Origin of the sequence: Marinobacter sp. NFXS11 (genome assembly GCF_040148675.1) — a bacterium.
GTDB lineage: Bacteria > Pseudomonadota > Gammaproteobacteria > Pseudomonadales > Oleiphilaceae > Marinobacter.
This window is the reverse complement of sequence record NZ_JAGDDV010000002.1, coordinates 867,456-892,188: the sequence shown is the minus strand read 5'-3', so window position 1 is coordinate 892,188 and position 24,733 is coordinate 867,456. Positions and strand designations below refer to the sequence as shown.

Sequence of the window (24,733 nt, the reverse complement as noted above, 5' to 3'; positions counted from 1 at the left end):
ATAAGTTAATAATCTTTTGCTTCAGGGGCACAAAATCCCCGTGCTATTCTGAATGCGTATTCAATTGTTACACAACCGGGAAGCGCCGTGCTCACAAACGCACCGATTTGGAAACTACTGGCCATATTTTCTGCCGCAATTATGCTGGCAGCGGCGCCGGTTTTTGCCAATGAAACCGAAATTACCGTGGGCGTTTACCACTTCCCCCCCATTGCCAGTGTTGACGACAACGGGGAAGCCACCGGGCTGCTCGGAGACTTGCTGCAAGAACTTGAGCAGGCCAACCCAACGGTATCCTTCCGGGTCTTTTATACCTCGCCCAAGCGTCGCTACCTGGATTTCGAGGCCGGCCTGTACGACGTTATCTTCTTCGAAAGCCCCGACTGGGGCTGGACCAAGAGAAACGTCGACATCTCCCGACCGATCCTGGCAGATGAGGAGCTGTATGTCGCTCTCAAAAAACCAGGCCGTGACGACTCGTTCTTTGAAGATCTGGAACAGCGGTCGATTGTCGCCATTTCAGGGTATCACTATGGTTTTACCGGTTACGAAACCGACAACTCCGTGCTGGAGCAGAAATTCAACATCGAGTTCTCCGACAGCCACAGCCGCAACATAAACCTGATCAAGGCCGACCGGCCGTCCGTTGCTGAAGTCGCTATTGTCAGCTACTCGTACCTCCAGCGGCATCTGGCCAGGCACCCGGAAGACTGGGACAAATTGCTGGTTTCAAGGGAGCCGGACCAGCGCTACCATCTCAGCATCATCGCCCGCAAAGGCGGCGCTGCGAGCGCCGACGAGATGCTGCGGCTTCTGGCGCCGCTGGTCGATAACGGTCGCTACCGGCAACTCGTGGAAAACTGGGGCCTCCAGTTACCAGCCGGTTTTCTGACCGGTTTCGAGGCCCCCTGAGTTCAACGAACGTCCAGGTTGAAGGCGACAATAACGTTTCCTTCGCTGCCCACGTCCGCATTGCGGGCCGGATCCAGTAGGAACAACTGATCAGCCGGCACACCGTGGGTCTGCTGGAGAACATTGCGCAGGGTCACGCCTCTCGAGGACGCCAGATTGCTCAACGCTTCCGGCGCGAGTGAACGCTTACCGGCAAGATACGCCTCCCGGGCAGCTTGCCATTCCTCCTCGGACACATCCCGCTGACCACCCGCTGTCAGGTCTTCCCGAAGCAGGGCAAGGCCATCGGCCTGAGGCTGAACATTACCCCGAATATTCAGCAGCAGGTCCGGGCGCTCCAGCATCGCGTCCGCCAGCGCCGCCAGCTTTTCAGCCTCGCCCTCGGCCAGCTGGATACTGCCGGGAATAAACCTCACCTTCCCGAGCTCCTCCCCGCTCAGGCCGGCGAGTTCGGCAATCGAGCCGAGCATACTGAACGGTGAGGCCGCCGCCTTGGCCAGAAGATTCACGAACGCCCGCATCACGACTTTCCCGACGCTGAAGTCCGGGTCAGACAGGTCGCCGCTGATGGGCAAGTCGACTTCAATCACTCCCTTACTGTCCCGAAGCAACGCCAGCCCGAGTTTTACCGGCGCATTAACGGCCTGATCACTGGCGATGGCCGAACCCAGCTCAAGACGATCCATCACCACCAGATTGGACGCATCGATCCTGGATCCGGCAATTTCATAATCCAGATTCAGGTTCAGCTTGCCACTGTCCACACCATAACCCAGGTATCGACCAAAGTAAGGCGAAAGCGCAGGCAGCGACAATTCCTGCATATTCAGTTTCAGATCGCTGACATCCTCGGTACCAAGGGTGCCGATGGTGCCTTCAAAGTCCAGATCCGCCACGCCGCCGACCCGGCCCCGGATAGAGACCTTGCCCTGTTGTGGGGAAATGTTGCTGAGGCCTGTCACGCTGCCGTTCAGCTCATCAAACGAGGTGGTAAACGCCGGTTCCAACGTGCGGTCGGTATACGCCAGCTCGCCATTTTCCAGCATCAGCTGGCCAATACGGAAAATGAACCCCGGCTCGGAACCCTCCCCCTGCTGAGCATCTGCGGTCGCCTCCTGCTGACCACCGGCCGCTGACGCTTTGGCGATCAGTTCCACGTTGTGGATATTGTCGGTATTGCGGACAACGTTGATGACCGGTTGGGCCAAGGTCACCGTTCCGATTTCCAGGCGTGCCGGATACACGTTGTATTCAATAGGTGCCAGGCGCAGGGTTTGCCAGGATACCAACGAACCGGAACTGTCGGGCAGCTTCAGATCGAGGCCGGCCACTTCCGCGGTGCCGCTGAAGGTGCCTGTGAGCGGCTCCTGCTGACCATCCAGATCAAGGTTGCCGTCAACGCCCAGCGTGCCGCTGGTAATGGCAAGGTTGGCGCCTTCCTGAACGTAGGGCTCAAAGGTCGCCAGGGCGATGCCGTTTCCAGAGATGGCGGCTTCCAGGGTAAACGGTGCGGGTGTCACCTGGCCATTGAATGACAGTTGGCCACCACTGGCCAGGCTTCCGGTTATCTCGTAAGACACCGGCTCCTCAAGTTGATGGCTCAGTTGCCCGATGGATGCGGAAAGCTGCTCTACGGCAATTTCAGTCGCCGTCGCCGGCTGGCTGTCCTGCCAGAGAATGCGCCCGCCTGACAGCGCGACGCCGGCGACTGACCAGCGGAATGGCTGACCGCCGGTAGACGCTTCGCCGTTGTTTTCAGGCTCAGCTTTGTTGGCGGCCAGCGGTGCCAACCAGTCAATCTCCCCATTTGCGCTCCGGGCCACGGCCACATCGAGCTTGTCCAGCGAAACCTGGCCGATACGGATTTCCCGACGATTCAGGTCGAACCCGACAGCATCCACGGAAAGCTCAGCGTTGCTCAGTCTCGCCTGTTCGCTCTGCTCATCCAGAGCGACGGCCAGATTCTCGAGTTGCAGCTGACCGTTGGTCGTCTCCAGGAAAAAGCCGTCGCCGGCCTGGATTTCATAGTCGGAGCTCAGGGTGACGCTGCCACCACGCAGATCATAGGGAAAGAAAGGAGCCAGGAAATGAGCCAGGGTTTCATAGCCCACCGATGATACCTTGAGCGTGCCGTTCGAGTAGAACGGGGCGACGCTCAGATCACCCTGCCACTCGATGGTCTGACTGCCCAGCGCCGCCAGCAGGGAGTAATCGCTGTCCTGCCCCTCGCGACGCCAGGTGGCCAGGTCACTCAGGGTAAGATCCATCGGGGTAATCCGGAACTCGGCCATGTCGGCCTGGGTAAAATCCCGGAACAACATTTCGCCGCCGTTGAGTTCAATTTTCCCGAAGTACAGCCGGGGTGGCGCCGCCGCGTCATCCGATTGCGACGCTTCAGGCCCTGGCTCTGCAGGTCCCGGGTTGGCCGCCTGCCAGTCTCGGGCAAAATTGACGCTGTAGTCCTCCAGCAGATCCACCCGAACATAGGGCTCATCCAGCTCGATGGCTTCAAACCCGGCAATACCCCGAACCAGCTGGAAAAAATTCATGTCCAACATGAGCCGGTCAAAGGCAAGCACCTGCTCACCCTGGGGATCGTTGGCCGACAGACCCAGCGCCTCGACTCGAAGGGTAAACGGGTTGGTTCGGATATCAGTGATTTCTGCCTGCCAGCCCATACGCTGGTCCAGTTGCTCGGGTACCAGACGCTCCAGCCACCAGGGAAGTAGCAGGAAACCGGCCAGGGCATAGATAATGAAAAACACCAGGAATCCGATCAACAGATTCCTGGGCATATGACTGCGTTGACGGCTCTGGGCCACGGACATCTCCTTCTAAACGGCGGATTCCCGGGGCAATCTTGCCCACCTGCCTGTTCACAAGGATAGTCGGCCCAGAGGCGGTTTGTCAGCTGTGACGGTTATGACCCGGCATCACCAACTCCGGATCGGCGGCCATGTTCGTAAATTCGCCGATCTCATTGAGGTCTCTCGGTACCATGGCAGCTCGCACCAGCTTACGCGTCGAATTGCCGGTTTTCGGATAGGCGGCCTGGCCGGCGCGCCAGGTAACCGGCATCGCAGGCGTGCCGATACGCTGATCAATCTGCCGCAACCGCTTGTACATGAAGGCATGCTGGCTATCTTCATGATCTGGCACCAGGGCAAAGAAGGCGCTGGCCGAGTACCGGGCGAGAAACACCTGATCCGACATCTGATCACGCAATGCCTCGCTGATTTCCCTGACGACCGCGTTCAACGATTCATCACCCATTCCGGTGGCCAGTTCACGGAAGTTGGCAATGTCGAGGTAAATCAGGGCAAACGGGTTGCCGCGGTCGTTGTCCCGGGCAAGAATATCCAGCAGACGTTGTTCCAGCGCTGACCGGTTGGGCAGGCCTGTAACGGCATCGGTAAAGGCAAGCTCTGCCACCCGTTTGTCCTCTTCCACCTTGAATTCCACAAGTGCCCGCTGATGCTTCACATCCAGAACGGTCACCACCAGGGCAACGGCCAGCATCGCAATGCAGAAGACGGCCAGGGGTATTCCCATCCAGTTCCCCCGCAGGCCGTTGTCAGCTGCAGGCACGGCGCCCTCCGGAAAGGTCATCGCCATCATGCCCGTGTAATGCATTCCACAGATTGCAGCGGCCATCACCAGGGCGGCCACGAACTGGACCGCCAGGGTGCCGGATCCGTCCATGCCCTGCAGTTTCCGGCAGAGGGCAAGCGCAGCTCCCGAAGCCACAACGGCAATCGCGATCGAGATCAGCAAAAATACGGTGTTAAACGTCGGCGGCGCTGACATGCGCATGGCATACATGCCCAAGTAATGCATCACTACGATACCGCTGGCCATGGACAGGGTCGCACTGACGAACAGAGGAACTCCCAATTGTTTGCGCCCGATGATGTGGAGAGCCACACCGGAAGCGAACACGGCTGCGAGCCAGGAAACCAACGTCATCATCACATCAAACGACATGGGGACACCCATCGGCATAGCCCGCATTCCGACAAAATGCATCGTCCAGACTCCGGTACCCATCAGCAAGGCGCCGGCAAATAGCCATTTCCGACGCTCGCCGGCCTCCGCATTGACGAGTCTGGCGCCAAAAAACAGAGCCGCATAAGCTGCCAATACAGCAACCAGAAAGGAGGCGACAACAAGGGGCAGATCATATTCGGACATCATTTATGCAAACCTTTGTTTTGTGTGTGCGGGCGGGCCAGCCAGGAAGTTTGCCCAACCCAGGCCAACGTCGCCGTCGGAAGAGATACGGGCAAGTTGTGATCCGGGTCTCACTTTATTGTTGGATTTATGTAACCGTTTCAGACATAAGCAGCGCTGACAGTGAACCCTGAACCCGATATGCTTCTGGCTCGTATTTCTCCCGGATCGTTTTACGCGCAGGCAAGAGGACAAGTTATGGACATCGGCGATATGCGTCGTGATTTCGAGAGTGAGGGACTGGATCGCGATGCGCTGGATAACGATCCGGTCAGACAGTTCCAGACCTGGTTTGAAGATGCCCGGGAGGCCGGCATTCTTGAACCCAATGCCATGTCGCTGGCGACTACGGGGCAGGACGGCATGCCAGATCTCCGCACGGTATTGCTGAAGTACTTCGACGACCGTGGCTTTGTGTTCTACACCAACTACGGCAGCCGAAAAGCGAAGGAGATGGAGGAAAACCCGCAGGCGGCGCTTTTGTTCCCCTGGATCGGACTGAACCGACAAGTAAGGATCCAGGGTGCCGTTGAGAAAGTCAGCAAGGCCGAATCCCTGCGCTACTTCGCATCGCGCCCCAGGGGCAGCCAGATCGGCGCCTGGGTTTCCGAACAGAGCAAGGCCATTACGTCCAGGGGCCTGCTCGAACAGAAGGTTGCCGAAATCAAGCGGAAATTCAGCGAGGGCGAAGTGCCTCTCCCCAGCTTCTGGGGCGGCTATCGCATCGTGCCGGAGCGTATCGAATTCTGGCAGGGCAGGCCCAGCCGGCTTCACGACCGTTTTGAATATGTGAGGAAAGGCGATGGCTGGCTCATCCAGCGACTTCAACCCTGAATCCCGGCCGTCGGTCTGGCTGTGTCACCAGACCGACGGACCCGAAATTGCCCACCCGCACTGGCTGACTGACTACGAACGCCAGACAGCGAGCAAGTTCAGCGGTCCGCGGGAACGTGAATACCTTTCCAGTCGCTGGCTGATTCGTCAGGCAATCGGCAAGTCAGCTCAGGTGGCACCGGACCTCTGCTGCCCGGTATCCGGGCGCCCCAATGCGTCCGGCACGCCCGAGGGCTGGCGGCTGTCCCTCAGCCACAGCCAGGGCCTGTCTGCCTGCGCCACTCTATCAGGCTCGCCCATTGGACTGGATCTTGAACCCTGCCAGCGCCATGCTCAATGGCAGAAAGTAGTAAAACGCTGGTTCTCCCCCGTCGAGCAGGAGTGGCTGTTCCGCGAAGACGACTCCAACACCTTCCTCAAGGTCTGGACCCTGAAGGAAGCATGGCTGAAAGCCACGGGCAGGGGCATTGCCGGCAACCTGCAAACGCTTGAGGTGCGGAAGAATTTCGAGATCTACGGCGACCAGCCCGAGCAGGACTGGCAGGCGGCCTGTTGCTATATTGAAGGCTATCTGTTGACCGTGGTGTACCGTGGAAGCCGGCCCCTATGGCCGGAAATCACCCTACTTGAGCCGCCGCCACGGGACTTCGCCCTGGTGGATGCCGAGCCGATGGAGGCCTACTGGGAGCCACTGTTCCAACGCACGATTCGTCGAAAAAGCCCGTAACCCGAACCAGACACAAATAACACAGGCTATTGTATGGAGACCGCTGAACGCTGCCCCTGGTGTGGAAATGATCCGCTTTACGTGCACTATCACGACACCGTCTGGGGCCGCCCGGAGTACGACGATCTCGCCCTTTTCGAAAAACTCTGCCTGGACGGCCAACAGGCCGGCCTGAGCTGGATCACCATCTTGCGAAAACAGCACAATTACCGAGCCGCTTACGACGACTTCAATCCGGAAAAGATCGTCCGTTACGATGAGGCAAAGGTCGAGGAACTGCTGTCCGACCCGGGCATCATCCGCAATCGGCTAAAAGTCAGATCGATCATCAAGAATGCCCGTGGCTATCTGGATCTGCAGGAACAAGGTATCGGTTTCAGTGATTTTCTCTGGTCGTTTGTTGGCGATAAACCAATCCAGAACCATTGGCGCGCCTTCTCCAAAGTGCCGACCACAACCGCAGAATCCGAGGCCATGTCGAAAGCTCTGAAGCGGTCCGGTTTCACCTTTGTCGGCCCAACCATTGTGTACGCCTTCATGCAGGCGACCGGCATGGTGAATGATCATCTGGTTCAGTGCCCACAACACCGGGAATGCTATTTACTAAGCCAATGATCTCAATAGGCTGGGGGGTCGTAAGTTCTGGAGTGTTTGAAACCGCGGAGCTTTACTGTGCGAATCACCCTCGACCAACTCAGAAGCCTGCAGAGTCCGGTTATCGACCTGCTTGAGATCCTCTCGCTTGAAGGCCAGCACTACATGGCCCGCCTGAGTATGGACAACCAAACCCTGCTTCTCTCGGAGAAAAACGGCACCACCAGTCTGTTCCGCGGCGCCTGGCAGATTCAGGACACCCTGGCGTCGTTCGACATTCGGGAAACCCAGGTGGTCCACCCCTCCGCTTACCACGAAATGGTGGGAATGGAACCGGCAGACGTTGAACCGATGCGAATCCGGGTGCAGAGGCAGAAACCGTGATTGCTGTAGCGAGACTTGCCATCCTCGTTGGCATCGCCGGATTGATACCGTTTATCGGCCTCCTGGCGGGGCTGTTTTTCATGCCGCATTACAGCGTGGCGCTTCTAGGCTATTTCTATCTGTACAGCGCAGGCATTCTGGCTTTTATGGCGGGTGTCTACTGGCCCATTGCCATGCAGCTGGACAACTGCTGCTATCCGTTGTCGCCGCTGATGACGATGCTACTCAGCCAAGTCTTCTTTGTTACTGCGGGGGTAGGATTACTTCTTCCTGTTAACGGCCAGATTGTGTTGTATACCAGTGCCTATCTGGCCCTCTATCTGGTGGACGCCCGCTGGATGAAGGTCTATTGGCCAGCCTGGTATCTTCGCCTGAGACTGGTCCTCACCTCGGTCGTCTTGGTCTGTCAACTTACTGCGGCAGCCTGGTTTCTTCTGCTGCACACTGCTCACTGAATCGAAATTGGGATGCAGGAGCCTGATGTATATCAGGCTCCAAACGCGTCCTCGGGGGATTCGTAACGACTCTGTAGCTTCTTCAAGGCGGTTTTTTCGATCTGACGCACCCGTTCCCGGCTGATGCCGAGATCGTCGGAAATCACCTGCAGCGTTTCCGGTTCCGGCAGTCCCAGACCATAACGACGCGACAGAATGTCTTTCTCACGATCATTCAACTCGCTGAGCATCGACTTCAGAGTACGTTGCCGATCCCTGTCCGACATCGGATGATCCGGCGCCATCTGATCGCCTGCGTCCAGGCTGTCTCCCAGGGTGACGGACCCGTCCTCAACAAGGGGAACGTCCGTTGATATCTCCCGGGTCGCCAGCGCCCTTAGCTCGCCGATCCTGGAAGGGCTTGCCTCCATTTCGCGGGCAAGCTCGGATTGGGAAGGCGTCCGCCCGAGGCTCTGATGCATTCTCAGCGACACTTTGTGCAGCTGACGAATTTCGTCCACCACATTTTCCGGTGTGTGCACCAGCCGGGTCCCACGCTGCAGGCAGCGTTTAACTTCCTCGCTTATCCACCAGTAGGCATAGGTCGAAAACCGGAAGCCCTTGGTGGGATCAAAACGCTCTACCGCCTTGATCAGACCGACGTTGGCGTCCTGAATCAGGTCGGACATGGGAATACCGTGCTGCCCGTAACGGCGGGCAATATGCACTGCCAGACGCAGATTGCTCTGGATCAGCTTGCGACGACAGGCGGTCGCCAGATGAAAGGCCCGGCGACATCGAGATGAAAACGCACAAGCGTCTCCGAGGCTACCAATCACTTCCCGGAACGTCTGCGGAGTCTCCTCCGGCAGGGCCAGCTCGGTACTGATGATTCGGTAACACAGTGTCAGTTTGCGGGAGAGGCGGCGTTCAGCCCCATCTGTCAGCAGTTCATACCGGGACGCATCCCTGAAGTACAGCCCGACAAGGGAATCCCTTTCACCATCGTTGGGCGTTGTCGGAGACGGTCCCAGCCTTTCGGTCGTTCGCATGGCTTAGGTACCGGTCAGAATTTACATCAAAGAATACGACGTGCTGTAGCTGATGGATTTACCGGGGGAGGGTCAGTAAAAACCCACAGACGACGCTGGCGGTCGGCTGTGGGTATCGTGCGAAGAGGTTACAGAAACTCAGGCTGCGACAATGGCGTATTCGTGGTTGTGTGGCTCGATCAGCACACCGTGCAGAGCAACGATCGCCTTCTTGTAGTCGTCCTCGTCCACAACAAACTGAATATCCACCTGGCGCATGCACTGGTGCAGGGCCAGAATACTGATCTCCTCATCCGCCAGTGCCTTGACGGAGCGGGCAAGAATGCCCGGAACCTTCATATCGCTTCCGATGGCGGAAACCACAGCCACCTTGCGGGTATTGATTTCCGCGTTGGGGAACTCTTCCTTCAGCGCCTTGACCACCCGCTTGACGTGTTTCAGCGTGCTACCCACGTAATGAGTGATGGTATTGGCGTTCGTATCCTTGGACATGAAGCGCACCTTGAAGCGGCTCAACACATCCAGAATGCGACGGTCGGAACCCGGCTCGCCCTGCATGTCCTGATCGAACACTTCCACGGCAAAAACGCCCTTGGCGCCGGCAATGATCTCCACCTGGGGTTTTTCACTCACATAATCGCCGGTGATCAGGGTACCCGTGTGCTCCGGCTCGAAGGTGTTCATTACCCGCAGCGGAATCTCGTTCTGGCGCATCCCCTTACCGGCACGGGGATGAATCGCTTCCATACCGAGGTTGGCCAACTGGTCTGCCACGTCGTAATTGGTGCGCCCCAGCGGAACAACCTTGTCGGCGCCAACGATATTGGGGTCGGCGGAGCTCAGGTGGTATTCCTTGTGGATGATCGCTTCACGGGCCTCGGTGATCACCGCGACCCGGCTGAATGTCATCTCGCTGTAACCGCGGTCGAAGGTGCGCATCAGGCCTTCCTTGCACTGGGCATAACCGGTCACGATCGGCAGCTCACGGCTAAGATCTACAGCATCGAAAGCTTGCTTTAGCTTTTCGTCCAGCGGCAGCAATTCATTGTCGCGCCAGCCGGTGAGGTCCACGAAACGGGCGTTTATACCCTCCTGCTGGAGTTTCAGCGCTGTGTTGAAAGCACTGTGGGCCTCACCGATGCCCGCCAGCATCTCCCGCACCGTCAGCAGGTGCTCTTCCAGCTGGAACTGGCCATAGGAGCACAGGCGCTGCAGATCGATCAGGCAACCCCGTACACCCTCGACACGGTCGGTGATGAACTGATCTGCCTGCTGCTTCAGCATCGGGTCCTCGAACAGCTCGCCGTTGATGTCGGTCAGGAACTTGACCAGTTTGGTGAGATCGTCACCCCAGGCCCAGTCGGACTCGGCATCCGCAAACAGAGCATAAACGCCTGGCTCACCGGTCTTCTTGTGTTCCAGCAGCTCGTTGGTCACGCCGCCATAGGCAGAGACCACAAAAATGCGCTGGTACAGGTTATCCTTCTTTCGATTACCGATAATGATGTTGTCACGGACGGCCTCGTAGTTACTCATCGAGGTGCCGCCGATTTTCTCAACGGTATGTAGTTGGCTGGTCATAATCTTGCCTTTGCTATCCTGCAGCATGAATGTCCGGATGTGCAGGCGTCTTACGACGCCTCGCTAAGCCCTTCCTGCATGATTTCGTCCACACTTTTTGCCAGCAGAGCAGCCCCTTTCTTGAGGTCTTCTTCGCTGGTTGTAAGCGGCATCAGGCACTTGATGACTTCATCATTCGGACCACTGGTCTCGATGATCAGGCCGTGCTCGAAGGCACGTTTGGTAATCGGGCCTGTGATGTCTGCGTGTTTTGCTTCAATACCACGCATCAAACCGCGCCCCTTCATTTTGAACTGACCGGGGTACTTGTCGCAAATCGACTGGAGGGCATCGCCCAGCACCTTGGTCTTGGCCTTCACCTCATTGGCAAAGGCATCGTCTTTCCAGTAATTCTCGACAGCAGCGCAGGCAGTGATAAACGCCATGTTGTTGCCGCGGAAGGTACCGTTGTGCTCGCCCGGATCCCACACGTCCAGTTCCGGCTTGAACAGCACCAGGGCCATCGGCAGGCCATAGCCACTGAGGGACTTGGAAACGGTTACGATGTCCGGCTTGATACCGGCAAATTCAAAGCTGAAGAACTCGCCGGTGCGGCCATTACCCGCCTGGATATCATCCAGGATCAGCAGAATATCGTGCTTCTTGCACAGCTCCGACAGGCCTTTCAGCCATTCCGCGCGACAGGCGTTCAGACCGCCTTCGCCCTGAACCGCTTCGACGATTACCGCCGCTGGCAGCTCAAAACCGGAGGAGCCGTCGCTCAGCAGTTTATCCATGATCGCCAGGGTATCGACATCGTCGCCCAGGTAGCCGTCATAGAACATGAAGTCGACATTGCCCAGGGGCGTGCCAACACCGCCGCGGTGATGCTTGTTACCCGTAGTGGCAACCGCGCCCATGGTCACGCCGTGGAAACCGTTGGTAAAGGAGATAATGCCGCTGCGGCCTTTTACCTTACGGGCCAGTTTCAGGGCTGCTTCCACACAGTTGGTGCCGGTGGGACCGGTGAACTGCATTTTGTAGTCCAGACCACGGGGATCCAGGATATGCTTCTTGTAGGATTCCATGAAATCGTGCTTGGCCGTAGTAAACATATCCAGGCCCTGGCTCACGCCGTCTGCTTCGATATACTCAAGCAGTGCCTTCTTCAGGGTATCGTTGTTGTGGCCGTAGTTCAGGGACCCGGCGCCGGCGAGAAAATCCAGGTATTCCTTGCCATCTTCGGTGTACAGGTGCGCGTTTTTGGCGCGGTTGAAGATAACCGGAAACGCACGGCTGTATACACGTACTTCGGATTCAGTCGACTTGAAAATTTCCATCGTCTTGCCTCTTAGCATGTCAGGTTCGAGGTAGATGCGCGGTGGCTTATCAAAAACTGCTGATGGGGTAGCGATAAGGCCTACCGTGCGTTGATTAAAGCCCTGTGACAGACCTACCTCAGTGGTCCGCCGGCTAATTCAAATCACAGCTTTACAGTCGTTCACAGCCCCGCAATCTTGTTGCCGGGCTGATCCAGGACCGCGGCCCTCAGGCTGGCTTCGTGAAAGGCCCTATGCGCAGCAAGAATTCGGAATCGTGCTTGCCGCCAAAGTGGGTCTCTTTCTCGAAATGCTCGTGGTAGGTGAGCTCGGCTCCCATATCACGGGCGAATGAACGGAACAGCGCCCATGAAGCCTCGTTGTCCTCGGTGATGGTTGTCTCCATATGGGTGACGTTCTTGCACGCATCACGGCCAACGATTTCTTTCAGCATCCGCTTGGCCAGGCCCTGTCCACGACCTTTCTCATGCACGGCCACCTGCCAGACAAACACGGTTTCGGGCTGTTGGGGAGGGATGTATCCGGAGATAAAGCCGACCAGATCGCCGTCCTTCTCCGCGGCCACGCCGGTTTCGGCAAAGTGGCTGCACTGCAACAGGTTGCAGTAAATCGAGTTGGGGTCCAGCGGGGGGCACTCTGCCACCAGCTGGTGGAGCCTGAAGCCATCATCTTTCACCGGTGTGCGAAGCGTGATGGCGGTGGTATTCGATCCTTCTGATGTCATAGCGAGATCAATTCGTGGCAAAAAGTTAGTGTTGAATTATATAGACCACAAAATATATTTCAAGTACAGCTCAAAACCCGCCTACGGCAAGGCCCCGACCCACTCTTTCAGAATAGACCGGATTGAAGCATTCGCCAGTGACAAAATGGTTAAATTAGTGCAGGGAAAATCACATCGTCGGCACTTAGTGAGGTGCCCGTCAGAATCCGGTTTCGATAGGAGATGGCGGCGGGCGAGCCGGTCGGCCATAACCGGTCAAACTCCGGCAGCCAGGCCTCCAGGGGGAAGGATACCGGCAGCAGAGAGACATGCAGACCCTGGCGCTCAATTCCGGCAACAGGCTCAATGAAAGGGCTGGAGAGACCAATCCGGGTGATCAGCCCACGCGGGTCTGATTGCAGATTCCCCATGCCTGCGGAGCCATTGTTCACCACTACCCGACTCTGCTCACCCACCAGCCCCGACCAGAGCACCGGCAGGCACGTGTGGGTTGAGGCAATCACATCGGCCCCCGACGCCAGGAACCATTCCGAGAGCTTGCCATCGTTACCTTCGACAAAAGCTTCGTGAGCCAATCCCCATCCGGCCAGAGACTCCAGATCCCCATGCACCACCAAAACCTTTAGGCCTCCAAAGATCAGGCATCGATACCGCGGCAGCAAGGACAAACGACGCTGGATATCAGGATGCTCCCAGGCAATGCCCTGAAGCCGTTCCATGATAAGGTTCGATCGCTCCACCACTCCCTGATCGACAAAATCCGGGTAGGCGCAACCGCACCCGGCACCGGCACTGGGATTCGCCAGCTCGAAATCCACATTCCCGAGACTGACCGTGTGATCCAACACCCGGTTATTGATGGTTCGGAACAGGCTATCGCTGGCGTTGAACCAGTTGAAGTCACCATTGAACACCAGCTTCACCCGATGCCCCTGCCGCTCTTCCGCCAATGCCATCTGCTCGATTTCATCGAGGGCCCAGGGATTTCCGTAGAGCCCTCCAATGATATACAGCACGTCCTCAGAGACCGTTCGGGGATCCTGGCAAAGCGATTCGGCAGAGTACCGGTACGCCAACGGACAGCTGCGGCCTTCGCTCATCGGCTCAGGCCTCCCCCGCCGCCAGTGACCGTCCGGCAAGGCGACGAAGCAATAAAGGCGTAAAGAAGCCAGCCGTACAAATAAGGAAGCCATAGGCGTTCACGCCCAGCAACATGGCGTACTTGCCATCGCCAATGGCCCAGCTGGAGGGGATCAGGCCAACCGCCAACAAAAGCCCGAGGCCCAGGCCAGTCCAGAAACTCAGGTGGAAACTCCAGGGCGACCACTTGGTGAAACCGTAGAACAGGAACACCGGCGCCAGCCCCATGACCATCGTCCCTGAGATGGTAGTTGCCTTGAGGATATCGGTGCCGGCGAACATCGGCAGGTTGCCGAGGAAGGCAAAGATCACCATCACGATCGCACCCACCCGCATGCTCGGCAGCGTGTCAGAAGCACGTTGCGCCAGCCTGGGCAGGTCCACCGCCAGCGACTTGGCCAGCGACGTGAAAGTGGAATCCAGGGTCGAGCCCGCCGAGGTCATCATGACCACGCTCATAAAGAACAACGCCGCCAGGCCCAGAGACTGGCCTACGGCAGCAGGCGCGTTGCCCATGGCCTCAATGCCATTAAGCCGGGCGTGAACACCCACCAGACTGAAGATAAACACCGCCACGAAGCCCAGCAGCCCGGCCACCACAAAGCTCTTGAGCATGGTCTTTTCCTTGTTCACAAAGCCCCGGTCGGTCAGCACCGGATCGTGGAACGGATAACTGAACAGCTGCAGCAAAGCCACCAGCAAGAGATCAAAGCCGGCATTGAGCCGGAACTCACCATTGGTCAGCAGGGCGCTGGTATCGTTCGCGGGTATGATTAGGAACAGCACCGCGCCCACAAAGAACACAAACACAAAAGCCTGAATCACATCGGTGAAAATCGACGACCGAAGCCCGCCTTTCAGACTGTAGGCCAGAGTAAACACCGTAAACAGCATCGCCGCCGCGTAATACTCCCACTCACCGGGCAACCCGAAATAACCGCCCACCACCGCCGTATTACTCCAGACTTCGTTATAAAGCCGGATCAGAATCGCCGCCGCAAACGCCAGACTGGCCAGCCGGCCAAACCGGGAGGTCAGAAATTCCTGCAGACTCTTGGCCCCGGTCTGGGTCCGGATCAGATAGATCACATAGCCCGCCACTGGAATCGACAACCAGTAACTGGCATAAGCCAGACCGCCCACCACACCATAAGCCGCACCCAGGTTCGCCGCATTGGTCACCGACTTGGCGAAGATCCAGCTGATAAAAATACTGGCCGTCAGCGACCACTGCCCCACCGGGTTACCCTGGTCATCGGCACCCTTATAGAACGAATTCGCGTTCTTGCTCCGGGGCGACAGCCAATACATCACCACGCCGTAGACCAGCAGGAATCCCCAGAACAGGGAGGCCTCTGTGAAGTTCATGTTTTCGTACCTTTGTTCTTTGTGCTTTGTTCCGGGGCCTTCCCGGGGTTTTTGATTTGGTGCTTTCGGGGCAGGCCGGTAGGGGGTTCAAAAAAACGCCCGTGAACCCATCCATGGGGGGCTTGGTCGCGCCATCCCTGGCGCTCCACATTTTTTGAACCCCCTACCGGCCTGCCCCTTGTTCAACTTCTGTTCTGGTTTCCCCGGCAAGGGAGATAGCCTATAGACTGGACCGACAGCTTTTTTATGCGCTTTGCTTTTCTATCTTTCTTCCCACTCAGCAACCGAATGGCAAAGCCCTGTCCGCGGTCTGGGTGGTGAGGTTATTTTCCCGCCAGGAAAAAGATGTCTGAGCGAAGCGAGTTGTTTTTCCCAAGGGAAAATAACCTCACCTCCCAGGCCGCCAATGACCAACTATCAGTCCTGAGCGGCCCTACACCAGAATCAAGCCGGCGCCGAACAGCTGGCCCCAAATCGGTAACAGGAAAAACACCGGTGATGCCGCAACATAATGCGCTCATCCATGCTCTCCGCCAGCGTGCCACCCAGATCGTACTGCGGGTCATCGTCCACCAGCGTGCAAGCAAACACCCGAACCTGGTCGCCCTTCTTCACCAGCATCCGCGTATAGGTGCACATAAAGTGCGACCGGGATTCCTTCGTCGGATACTTCTCCATGCAGGTCTCGGTAATCTCCGGGCTGCCGTCTTCCGAGCCTGGCGTACCCAGATCCGGAAATGCGGTGAATGCCAGGTTCTCCGGAATGCCCCACTCTCGGAAGATGTCACGGAACGCGGCTTCGACATCTGCCGGAATTTCCTCCGGATCGGTCTGGCGGGCAATGGACACCTTGAAGCCCTGTTCGACCAGCCAGCGGATGCCCTGCAAAGCCTCGTCGAAGCTGCCGTCGCCGCGGTCCTTGTCGTGACGGGCCCTGTCCGGGAAGTCCAGGCTGACCCGAAAATGAATCGGGTAGGGGTTGTCCAGCAAAGGCAGTACCTGATGCTGGCGCTTGTGCAGCGGCTCGGTGGCGTTGGTCAGCACGAAGCAGGGCCGGTGCTGGCTGGCGTAATTCAGGATATTGACGAAGTCCCGGATCACGAAGGGCTCACCACCGGTGAAGGAAAACTGCTCCACCCCCATGTCGATGGCTTCGTGGATAAACGGCTTTACGTCACTGAGCTTCATGCCAGGAATGCGGCCATCGCCGGGGTGGGAGCCCTCCAGGCAGAAGGGGCAGGCCAGGTTGCAGGCGGTGCCGGTGTGGATCCACAGCTCTTTCAGCTTGTCCGCATCGATGTAACCTCTCGGGTCGCCATTGCGGGTGTGGGTCCAGCTGTCGCGGGCCCGGGGTTCTAGGACTTCCACAGCCGGAATGCGTTGTTTCCGGGCCGGTCTGGTTTCAGTCAGGGGCATAGACGCTCCTCGGTGTATTCGTGTTTTTCCCACGGCGCCAGCCATGGAGCTTCTCCAGCAGCTTCAGGATGCCTTCGGGGGCATGAGCGCGCTTCCATTCACCGGCAGCGTATTTCGCCGACTCGTTCCAGGTCGGGTACGGGTGAATGGTGCCCAGGATCTTGTTCAGACCAAGGCCATGCTTCATCGCCAGGGTGAACTCCGCCAGGATTTCCCCGGCGTGGCTGCCAACCACAACGGCGCCCAGGATCTTGTCCTTACCCGGCGGGGTCAGCACCTTGATAAAACCATGATCCTCACTCTCGGCAATGGCACGATCCAGATCATCCAGCCCGTAGCGGGTCACTTCGTAGGCCACGCCCTGCGCCTTGGCTTCGGCTTCACTGAGTCCCACCCGCGCCACTTCCGGCGAGGTAAAGGTCACCCAGGGCATTACGCGGTAGTCTACCTTGAAGCGCTTGAACTGCCCGAACAGACCGTTGACCGCCGCGTACCAGGCCTGATGGGCCGCCGCGTGGGTAAACTGGTAAGGACCAGCCACATCGCCGCAGGCAAATACGTTCGGGTACCTCAGGCTCATGTCTTCCTCTACCGGTACGGTTCCGTTCGGCAGGGTATCCACACCAATCCGCTCCAGGTTCAGGCCGGCGGTGTTGGCAGCTCGGCCAACAGCAACCAGAACCTGATCAAAAGGAATGCGCACCCGCTCCCCGTCGTGCTCGCAGTAGGCAACCTTCTCTCCTTCCTCTATACGGAACTCGGCAGCAGCATGTTTCAGCCGGACATCCACGCCGTCCGCCTGGAACTGCTTCAGAATCAGTTCGGAGACATCCTCATCCTCCTTGGCCAGCAGGCGCTCGCCCATCTCCACCTGGGTCACCTTGCTGCCCAGCCGGGCAAAGGCATGGGCCAGTTCGGAGCCAATCGGACCACCGCCCAGCACCAACAGACGTTCCGGCTGCTCTTCCAGCTCCCACAGGTTGTCGGACGTCAGCGGCTGCATGTCTTTGAGACCGGGAATCGGAGGTACGGCCGGCTTGCCGCCGGTAGCAACAACGATACTGCGGGCGGTCAGGCGCTCGGTGCGGCCATCGTTGTGCCGGACCTCAAGCTCCCAGGGCGACACGAAGCTGGCTTCACCGGCGATGCAGTCCACACCCAGCTTTCGGTAACGCTCCGGGGAGTCGTGGGGCTCCACTTTGGCGACAACATCCTTGACCCGGTTCATGATGGTCTTGAACGAGCCTTTAACGGGCACCGCCTCCAGCCCGTACCGATTGGCATGGCGCAGGGTGTCGGCAGCCTTGGCGCTGCGGATAAGCGCTTTGGAGGGCACGCAGCCGGTATTCAGGCAATCGCCACCCATCTTGTGCTTCTCTATAAGAGCCACCTTGGCTTTCACCGCTGCAGCAATATAGGCGGATACCAGACCGGCAGAGCCACCGCCTATGACCAGCAGGTTGTAATCGAAATGTTCGGGCTTCTGCCAGCCGGCGTACACTTTGCGGCGGCGGATAAAGCCCACCACAAATTTGGCAATCAGCGGGAACAGACCCAGCAGCGCGAAGGAGAGCAGCAGATCGGCCGAGACAATGTCCCCGGTGGACTGGATCTGGCCCAACTGGGTGCCGGCGTTAACGTAAACAAAGGTGCCAGGCAACATGGCGATCCAGCTTACCAGCGCATAGGTGCGCAGCTTCATGGCCGTCAGGCCCATGGCCAGGTTGATCAGGAAGAAGGGAAACACCGGCACAAGCCGCAGGGTTGCAAGGTAGAAGGCGCCGTCTTTTTCAATGCCGCGATCCATCTTCGCCACGGTTTCGCCATACCGTTTTCGAAGCGTGTCTCGCATCAGGAACCGCGCCACCAGGAAAGCAAGCGACGCACCGATAGTTGAAGCAACGGAGACGGCTGCCAGACCGTAGAGATTGCCGAAAAACGCACCACCGGCCAGCGTCATGATAGTAGCGCCTGGCAGAGAAAGCGCTGTTACCACGACATAAACAACAACGAAGCCCAGCACCGCAACCAACAGATTCTGGTCAATCCAGTTACCCAGGGACTGTTGGTTTTCCTTCAGGTTCTCGAGGGTCAGAAGCTCGCTACCGCCACTGGCAATAAACCCGACAACCACAGCCGCAATCAACGCGACCAGAATCCATTTCTTGAGTGTCATGAAATAATCCTTTCTACCTTGAACGTGATAACGAAGAGACACCCCAATCCCGGAAGTGTTACATCAAACCTTGGGCTCAGTGTTCGCTACCGGCTTACCGTTGTTGTACGTCGTTCGGCAACGCATTGTGTCAACGATTGCTCATGAATATCTAACAATTTGATTACACCGCCTGCCGAATACGCCGGGAACTTATCGACCGATTTCCAAACTTACTGCTATTCTTGAACAATTGCTCATAAAAGGGAACGGTCATGACTGACTCAAGTCGGGAAAAGGAGATAGAACTGATTCAGGGCTTGAAAACGGGTGATAATGATTCTTTTCAGGAAGCAGTACGTGCCTACACCCCCGGCATGTTAGCAGTCGCCCGGTTCTATCTGGATCATTCCAGTGCAGAAGAGGCCGTTCAGGATTGCTGGGTTAAAGTTATTGATGCGATCCATGGCTTTGAAGGTCGTTCAGGTTTAAAAACCTGGTTGCACAGGGTTGTTGCCAACCGTTGCAAGAATCAGCTTCGATCGGCCAACAGGGAAGTCCCAACAGACTTTTCGGACAGCCTGGAGCCAGAACTGGCCCATCGTTTTAACGCCAAAGGACGCTGGGAGCTGCCACCCAAACTTCAATTCCATGAATCCGCCGATACCCTGATGGAGAACGGCGCTCTCAGCGATTGCCTCGACAAACACCTCTCCTCCCTTCCGGAAACCCAGCGCTCGGCGCTGATGCTCTACGAAGCCCACCAGCATAAATCCGATGACGTCTGTAACATTCTGGACGTCAGTGCCTCTAATCTGCGTGTACTTTTGCATCGAGCGAGGCAAAAGATCTTTCTGATGGTGGAGAATTTCCAGGAGACCGGCGAATGCTGATGTGCAGGGATCTCGCGGTAATTGCCAGCGACTATATTGATGGCGAGCTGCCTGCTCTCCAGAACATGTCAGTCAAAATGCACCTGATGATGTGCAAGGACTGCCGGACCTTTATTGGCAATCTGCGGGCAAGCACCGACATGTTAAAAGCACATTCCTCTGGCCAGGCAGACGAGGGGCTTATCCGCAAGATTGACGAACGGGTGGCCCAGGCGCTAAAAGAGGGTCCCCGCGATTCCACAAACCGAGGCCCAAAATGATCAAAGTCAGCGTCATGTATCCGAAAACCGCAGAAAGCACCTTTGACCTCGCCTACTACCGAGACACGCATATGGCGTTGGTCCGCAACAGGCTGGGCGATGCCTGCAAGCGTACAGCCATCGAATCGGGGTTGGCCGGAGGCACTCCCGGAGAAGGCCCCACCTACATTGCCATGGGCCATATGTATTTTGACTCTGTTGGTGATTTCCAGACCGCGTTCGGCCCCCATGCCAAGGAAATTCTTGGCGACATTCCAAACTTCACCAACGTTCAGCCAACGGTCCAGATCAGCGACGTTATCGAATAATCCTTCAGGTCGGACTTACAAACCAGACATCAAGGACCCCCCCCCATGGTCAGCCATCTTCCTCACGAAAGAAAAGCCGCCAGCACCGCTGCTCTGGCTGGAGGCTGGGTCGCAGACGCAGCCAGCCTGGGTTTGCACTGGCTCTACAACAGCGAGCGCATTCTGGAGGTGGGTGGACAGTCGCCCGAATTCCTGCCTCCACGATCCGAGTACTACACAAAGGGATTCGGTTACTTCGCTCACGAGGGGAAACAGGTTGGCGATGTGAGTCACTACGGCGCTGCCACCGGCGTGCTGACCGACAGTTTACTGGCCACCAACGGCAGTCTGGACATCCGCGATTACCAGCGCCGGTTTCGTTCGTTCTTTGGGCCCGGTGGCCAGTGGCGGGGATTTATCGATAACCCGACACGGATCACGCTGGAGAATTTCAATGCGATCGAGCGCAAGGCGGTCGAGGAGGCGCAGTCCGGCATGCCGGATGATCTTTCCGACAAACAGAAGCGAATTCTGGTGCAGAAGGTCATGCCCTACACCCGTCGTTTGAGCGGCAGCGCGCTTGCACAACCGGTGCGCGAGGCCATCAGCCTGACGTACAAGGAAAAGGCCATTCAGGAGGCCGGCGTTCATCTGGCGGAAACCATCGACCGCAATCTGGAACCGGAGAGTGGCGCCGACGACATGCAGCTGCCTGCGGTGTCCAAACTGCCGCCACTGGTTGCCTGCCATAGCGGAAGCAGCAACCTCCTGGACGTTGTTGAAGCAGCCGTGCGGGTTACCAATCACAACGACGAGGCCGTTGCCTGGGCAAAGTGTGCAGCGGTGCTTCTGGACGGGCTATTCAGGGGGGAGCCTCTTGCCAAGGCAATGAATTCGGCCATCGCCGAAGCACCCGATCAGGCGTCCCTCAAACGGGCACTGGAGAGCTCGGAACTGAACGGCGTTGCTGCCGGTGATACGTTTGGCCGTACCTGTTACCTGCAGGAAGCCATGCCGGTCAGCTTTCACATTCTGAACACGGCCCGGAGCTACACCGAAGCCATCCACGCCAATATTCATTGTGGCGGCGACTCCTGCGGTCGAGCCTGGCTGATTGGCCCGGCCATGGCGGCCATGCACGGTGTTGGCGGTGAGAAGGGCATCCCCCTGAGCTGGCTCGCCAGGGTAACGGATGCTGCGACCGTCTATCAGGATATCGAGTCGCTTTTGGGAAATTGAGATTCTGCAGCGGGCATCATACCCTTCCATCCAGCTGCAGCCAGCGAGCCAGACGGGAATGTGGGCGACGCCGCAGGTAAAGGGGCAACGTGCTCATCACCAGCAATACCGTGGCTGCCGCTACAACGGTCAGGGTGGGGTTAAGCTCGAGGGTATGCCCCAACCCGGCAAACACAAAGGTCATGGGTAACATTCCAATGACCGTTGCCAGGGCGTAACGCCAGAGGTGTATCGCCGTTACGCCGGCGGCATAGCTGATCAGGGCGAAGGAAAACACCGGGATCAAACGGGTGAGAAGAACGGCAATAAACAGGAACCGCTGTGACCCTCTGGCCGAGAATACGGGATTGTTTTCAAGCTTTTGCTGAACAGCATCCCGCCCAAGCACTCGCGCCAGATAAAAGGCAATCAGCGAACCCGCCAGGGCACCGGCTACCGCGATTGCCGTTCCGTTGAACATTCCGTAAACCAGGCCGGACGCCGCACTGATCGGCAAGGTGGGTATTGGCCCGACCACGACAGCAAGAACCATCAGGAGCATCAGTAATACCGGCCCAAGAGCCCCCTGACTGGCAAACCAGTCAGACAGCACCGTTGGCGCAAAGCTGGCAGGCATGCCCAGTTGCCGCAGCAGAAGCCAGATCATGGCCATCAAAAACGCGACAATGGCAAGAAAGGAGAGACGGAAAACCAGCGGCGATCGGGTCATCCGGCTATTCTACCCGCTCATCCGGTAACAGGAAGCACAGCCGGTGCCTCAATAAAAAGTAAAGGGCCGGATGTCATATCAACATCCGGCCCTTCGGCACGCTCTCGCAAGCGTAATGTGCAATCAATTTCGTGACACTTCGATTAACGCCATCCCACACGATCGAAGATTTTCACCGCTTCCGGGTTGTTGGTGCCCAGAACGCTCACATTGATGTCATCAATGTTCAGGTTGCCCCAGGAATCCAGCACCGGATTCTTCAGTACACCTTCTACAGCCGGGAACTCGTGATTGCTCTCAGCGAAAATTTGCTGAGCAGTATCGGAAGACAGAAACTCCAGGAACCGTAAAGCATTGTCGCGGTTAGGCGCGGTAGCCACCACACCCGCACCACCGATGTTGGCGTGAACACCGCGGCCATCCTGGTTCGGGAAGATAATGCCAACCTCACGGGCCACTTCACGGTCTGCAACATCATCAGAGTTCAGCAGGCGCGCGTAGTAGTAATGGTTGCCAACCGCCAGGTTGCATTCACCGGCAGCCACAGCGCGGATCTGATCGGTGTCACCACCCTGGGGATCACGGGCCATGTTATTGACTACGCCCTGCGCCCACTCCTCAGCGCCTTCTTCGCCGTGGTACTCAACCAGGCTTGCCAGCAATGACTGGTTGTAGATGTTGCTGGAGGACCGGATGCAGATCTCGCCCTTGAATTCCGGCTTGGCCAGGTCCTCGTACTGACTGATCCGGGCAGGATCAAAGTCTGAACGATCGTAGTAGATCACGCGCAGACGCTGACTGAAGCCGAACCAATGCCCTTCCGGATGACGCAGGGAATCCGGCAGACGGCTGTTCAGGATTTCGGAATCCACCGGCTGGAAAATGCCTTCCTGGTCGGCTCGCCAGAGGTTACCCGCGTCAACGGTGATCAGGATATCCGCCGGGCTGGCGACACCTTCCCGCTGGATTCGCTGGATCAACGCATCGGACTTGCCTTCAATCAGGTTTACCTTGATGCCGGTCTCCTCGGTGAAGGCGTTATAAATCGCTTGGTCCGAATCGTAATGCCGCGCAGAGTATAGGTTGACTTCACTCGCGGAGACACTTGTGGCTGCCAGTGTTGTTGCCAGGGCAGTGGCTGCCAACGTCGCTTTATGAGATACCACGGGATCTCTCCTTGGTTGTTAATTACTATTGCAGATGAAAACGATTAATATTTAGATGTGATTTAAACGAACCTAGGCATAGAAGTCAATAAATAGGAATCAGTCGCTTTTACGTATTCAATACACAATCAGACGCAACAAGCTTACAATTGCATCTCCACTGGAGTTTGAACCGGAAGGCTGGATCGGCACCATGAGCATTTATCAGGAAAGCCCAACCTACAGCGACCAACTCGAGAACGGCCTGTCAGGTCCGTCACTGATGCTTGACCGCGTGCATTGCCAGTTCCATGGCGATAGCGTTGTCAAAGACATCAACCTGCATCTGGAAGCGGGCGAAGTTGTCTGCCTCCTCGGCCCATCTGGCTGCGGCAAAACAACGCTGCTGCGTATCGCTGCAGGCCTCCAGATTCCTTCTCAAGGCAAAGTCTTTCTCGGCAGCTCCCTGGTTTCGGCACCCGGTGGCGTGCAGGTACCACCGGAAAAGCGGAATGTGGGCCTGGCATTCCAGGAATCTGCACTCTTCCCCCATCTGACGGTGCTGGAGAACGTCTGCTTCGGCATCAGCTCCATGCCGAAAAAGCAGCAACGTTCCCGCGCACTCGAACTGTTGGGGCGCCTGGGCATGGCCGATGCCGCCAATGTTTACCCACATACCCTCTCAGGTGGTCAGCAGCAGCGGGTAGCCCTGGCCAGGGCCCTTGCTCCCTCGCCACGAGTCATGCTGCTGGACGAACCATTCTCCAGCCTTGACGCCCGGCTGCGCGACCAGATTCGGGACGATACGCTGCATGTGCTGAAAGAGCTGAACACGGCCACCCTTCTGGTTACTCATGACCCGGAGGAAGCCATGTTCATGGCGGATCGGATCGCACTGATGCGAAACGGAGAGATCGTGCAAACGGGGACTCCTACGGATCTCTACTGCAATCCCGCCGAGCCGTTCGTGGTCAACTTTTTCGGGCAGGTGAACGAACATCGCGGCGTTGTCCACAACGGCGTGGTGACAACGCCATTGGGCCACCTGGAGGCTAAAGGTTTCGGGGACGGCAGCAGCGTTCGAATTCTGATCCGTCCGGAGGCGGTCAAAGTCAGGCAACTTGAAGGACAGGCCGGTGATGACCGCACCAGCCATGTTCTGATGTCCCGACTGCTCGGCCCGACCAGTCTGTTGCATATTTGTGCTCACGGGCCAGACGGGCAGGAAATGCACCTGCATGCAAAAGTGCCCGGGGTGTTCCTGCCGGAGGAGGGGCAGGCTGTCTCGCTTGAGCTGGATATGTCGCAGGTTTTTCTGTTCGGCGAGTAA

The 24,733-nt window shown here is 57.6% G+C and carries 23 protein-coding genes; 11 read left to right on the top strand and 12 right to left on the bottom strand.

Annotated features, from left to right (window positions below; translation table 11 throughout):
• Positions 1-87 precede the first annotated feature (87 nt).
• Positions 88-912 carry a substrate-binding periplasmic protein gene (locus J3362_RS13065; protein ID WP_349520238.1) on the top strand — a complete coding sequence of 275 codons (825 nt, stop codon included), beginning with the start codon at positions 88-90 and terminating at the stop codon, positions 910-912.
• Positions 913-914: 2 nt separating this feature from the next.
• On the opposite strand, the gene J3362_RS13060 is transcribed toward J3362_RS13065, so the two are convergent.
• Both J3362_RS13060 and J3362_RS13055 read right to left on the bottom strand, forming a co-directional pair.
• Positions 915-3,740: a DUF748 domain-containing protein gene (locus tag J3362_RS13060; protein WP_349520237.1), complete on the bottom strand. Its 2,826-nt coding sequence runs from the start codon at positions 3,738-3,740 to the stop codon at positions 915-917.
• A 79-nt stretch (positions 3,741-3,819) separates the two neighbouring features.
• Positions 3,820-5,106: an MHYT domain-containing protein gene (locus J3362_RS13055; protein WP_349520236.1), complete on the bottom strand. Its 1,287-nt coding sequence runs from the start codon at positions 5,104-5,106 to the stop codon at positions 3,820-3,822.
• Positions 5,107-5,340: 234 nt separating this feature from the next.
• On the opposite strand from J3362_RS13055, the gene pdxH reads away from it, so the two are divergent.
• The 5 genes from pdxH to J3362_RS13030 are packed head-to-tail and all read left to right on the top strand — an operon-like array spanning position 5,341 to position 8,136.
• Positions 5,341-5,976 carry a pyridoxamine 5'-phosphate oxidase gene (pdxH, locus tag J3362_RS13050; RefSeq protein WP_349520234.1) on the top strand — a complete coding sequence of 212 codons (636 nt, stop codon included), beginning with the start codon at positions 5,341-5,343 and terminating at the stop codon, positions 5,974-5,976.
• Positions 5,945-6,703: a 4'-phosphopantetheinyl transferase family protein gene (locus J3362_RS13045; protein WP_349520233.1), complete on the top strand. Its 759-nt coding sequence runs from the start codon at positions 5,945-5,947 to the stop codon at positions 6,701-6,703. Before pdxH ends, J3362_RS13045 begins: the two co-directional genes overlap by 32 nt.
• A 33-nt stretch (positions 6,704-6,736) precedes the next feature.
• Positions 6,737-7,318 (top strand): DNA-3-methyladenine glycosylase I, encoded by a 582-nt coding sequence (locus J3362_RS13040; RefSeq protein ID WP_349520231.1) that lies wholly within the window; start codon positions 6,737-6,739, stop codon positions 7,316-7,318.
• Positions 7,319-7,375: 57 nt separating this feature from the next.
• The gene (locus tag J3362_RS13035; RefSeq protein WP_349520230.1) at positions 7,376-7,681 is read left to right on the top strand and encodes a DUF6482 family protein; all 306 of its coding nucleotides are present in this window, start codon (positions 7,376-7,378) and stop codon (positions 7,679-7,681) included.
• Entirely contained in the window at positions 7,678-8,136 is a 459-nt protein-coding gene (locus J3362_RS13030) for a DUF3429 domain-containing protein (RefSeq protein ID WP_349520228.1), read from the top strand. Before J3362_RS13035 ends, J3362_RS13030 begins: the two co-directional genes overlap by 4 nt.
• A gap of 32 nt (positions 8,137-8,168) precedes the next feature.
• Here J3362_RS13030 and J3362_RS13025 read toward each other — a convergent pair whose 3' ends face one another.
• The 8 genes from J3362_RS13025 to J3362_RS12990 all read right to left on the bottom strand — a co-directional run bounded on the left by J3362_RS13025 (position 8,169) and on the right by J3362_RS12990 (position 18,891).
• A complete protein-coding gene (locus J3362_RS13025) occupies positions 8,169-9,167 on the bottom strand; it encodes a sigma-70 family RNA polymerase sigma factor (protein WP_349520227.1) in 999 nt (332 codons plus the stop codon).
• Positions 9,168-9,305: 138 nt separating this feature from the next.
• Positions 9,306-10,748: an aspartate kinase gene (locus J3362_RS13020; RefSeq protein WP_349520225.1), complete on the bottom strand. Its 1,443-nt coding sequence runs from the start codon at positions 10,746-10,748 to the stop codon at positions 9,306-9,308.
• A 50-nt stretch (positions 10,749-10,798) separates the two neighbouring features.
• On the bottom strand, positions 10,799-12,067 hold the full coding sequence (ectB, locus tag J3362_RS13015; protein WP_349520224.1) for a diaminobutyrate--2-oxoglutarate transaminase: 1,269 nt from the start codon (positions 12,065-12,067) through the stop codon (positions 10,799-10,801).
• A 208-nt stretch (positions 12,068-12,275) separates the two neighbouring features.
• Positions 12,276-12,791 carry a diaminobutyrate acetyltransferase gene (ectA, locus tag J3362_RS13010; protein ID WP_014578976.1) on the bottom strand — a complete coding sequence of 172 codons (516 nt, stop codon included), beginning with the start codon at positions 12,789-12,791 and terminating at the stop codon, positions 12,276-12,278.
• A gap of 149 nt (positions 12,792-12,940) precedes the next feature.
• Entirely contained in the window at positions 12,941-13,891 is a 951-nt protein-coding gene (locus J3362_RS13005; protein WP_349520222.1) for a hypothetical protein, read from the bottom strand.
• Between the two features lie 4 nt (positions 13,892-13,895).
• Positions 13,896-15,299, bottom strand: coding sequence for a sodium:solute symporter family transporter (locus tag J3362_RS13000; protein ID WP_349520220.1), 1,404 nt, complete (start codon positions 15,297-15,299; stop codon positions 13,896-13,898).
• 444 nt (positions 15,300-15,743) lie between these two features.
• Complete coding sequence (locus J3362_RS12995; RefSeq protein ID WP_349520218.1) at positions 15,744-16,715, bottom strand: radical SAM protein; 972 nt, start codon at positions 16,713-16,715, stop codon at positions 15,744-15,746.
• A complete protein-coding gene (locus J3362_RS12990) occupies positions 16,702-18,891 on the bottom strand; it encodes a dihydrolipoyl dehydrogenase family protein (RefSeq protein ID WP_349520216.1) in 2,190 nt (729 codons plus the stop codon). Before J3362_RS12990 ends, J3362_RS12995 begins: the two co-directional genes overlap by 14 nt.
• A 254-nt stretch (positions 18,892-19,145) precedes the next feature.
• Here J3362_RS12990 and J3362_RS12985 point away from each other — a divergent pair, with 254 nt between their 5' ends.
• From J3362_RS12985 to J3362_RS12970, 4 genes are read left to right on the top strand one after another with little or no spacing between them, the layout of a single operon-like run.
• The gene (locus J3362_RS12985; protein WP_273155801.1) at positions 19,146-19,763 is read left to right on the top strand and encodes an RNA polymerase sigma factor; all 618 of its coding nucleotides are present in this window, start codon (positions 19,146-19,148) and stop codon (positions 19,761-19,763) included.
• Complete coding sequence (locus tag J3362_RS12980; RefSeq protein WP_349520214.1) at positions 19,757-20,023, top strand: anti-sigma factor family protein; 267 nt, start codon at positions 19,757-19,759, stop codon at positions 20,021-20,023. The genes J3362_RS12985 and J3362_RS12980 overlap by 7 nt, the downstream gene beginning before the upstream one ends.
• Positions 20,020-20,331: an EthD family reductase gene (locus J3362_RS12975; protein ID WP_349520213.1), complete on the top strand. Its 312-nt coding sequence runs from the start codon at positions 20,020-20,022 to the stop codon at positions 20,329-20,331. Before J3362_RS12980 ends, J3362_RS12975 begins: the two co-directional genes overlap by 4 nt.
• Before the next feature lie 45 nt (positions 20,332-20,376).
• Positions 20,377-21,549 (top strand): ADP-ribosylglycohydrolase family protein, encoded by a 1,173-nt coding sequence (locus tag J3362_RS12970; RefSeq protein WP_349520211.1) that lies wholly within the window; start codon positions 20,377-20,379, stop codon positions 21,547-21,549.
• A gap of 16 nt (positions 21,550-21,565) precedes the next feature.
• On the opposite strand, the gene J3362_RS12965 is transcribed toward J3362_RS12970, so the two are convergent.
• Both J3362_RS12965 and J3362_RS12960 read right to left on the bottom strand, forming a co-directional pair.
• Positions 21,566-22,258, bottom strand: coding sequence for a TVP38/TMEM64 family protein (locus J3362_RS12965; RefSeq protein ID WP_349520210.1), 693 nt, complete (start codon positions 22,256-22,258; stop codon positions 21,566-21,568).
• Positions 22,259-22,401: 143 nt separating this feature from the next.
• Complete coding sequence (locus J3362_RS12960) at positions 22,402-23,424, bottom strand: Fe(3+) ABC transporter substrate-binding protein (RefSeq protein ID WP_349520208.1); 1,023 nt, start codon at positions 23,422-23,424, stop codon at positions 22,402-22,404.
• Positions 23,425-23,617: 193 nt separating this feature from the next.
• On the opposite strand from J3362_RS12960, the gene J3362_RS12955 reads away from it, so the two are divergent.
• Positions 23,618-24,733: an ABC transporter ATP-binding protein gene (locus J3362_RS12955; protein WP_349520206.1), complete on the top strand. Its 1,116-nt coding sequence runs from the start codon at positions 23,618-23,620 to the stop codon at positions 24,731-24,733.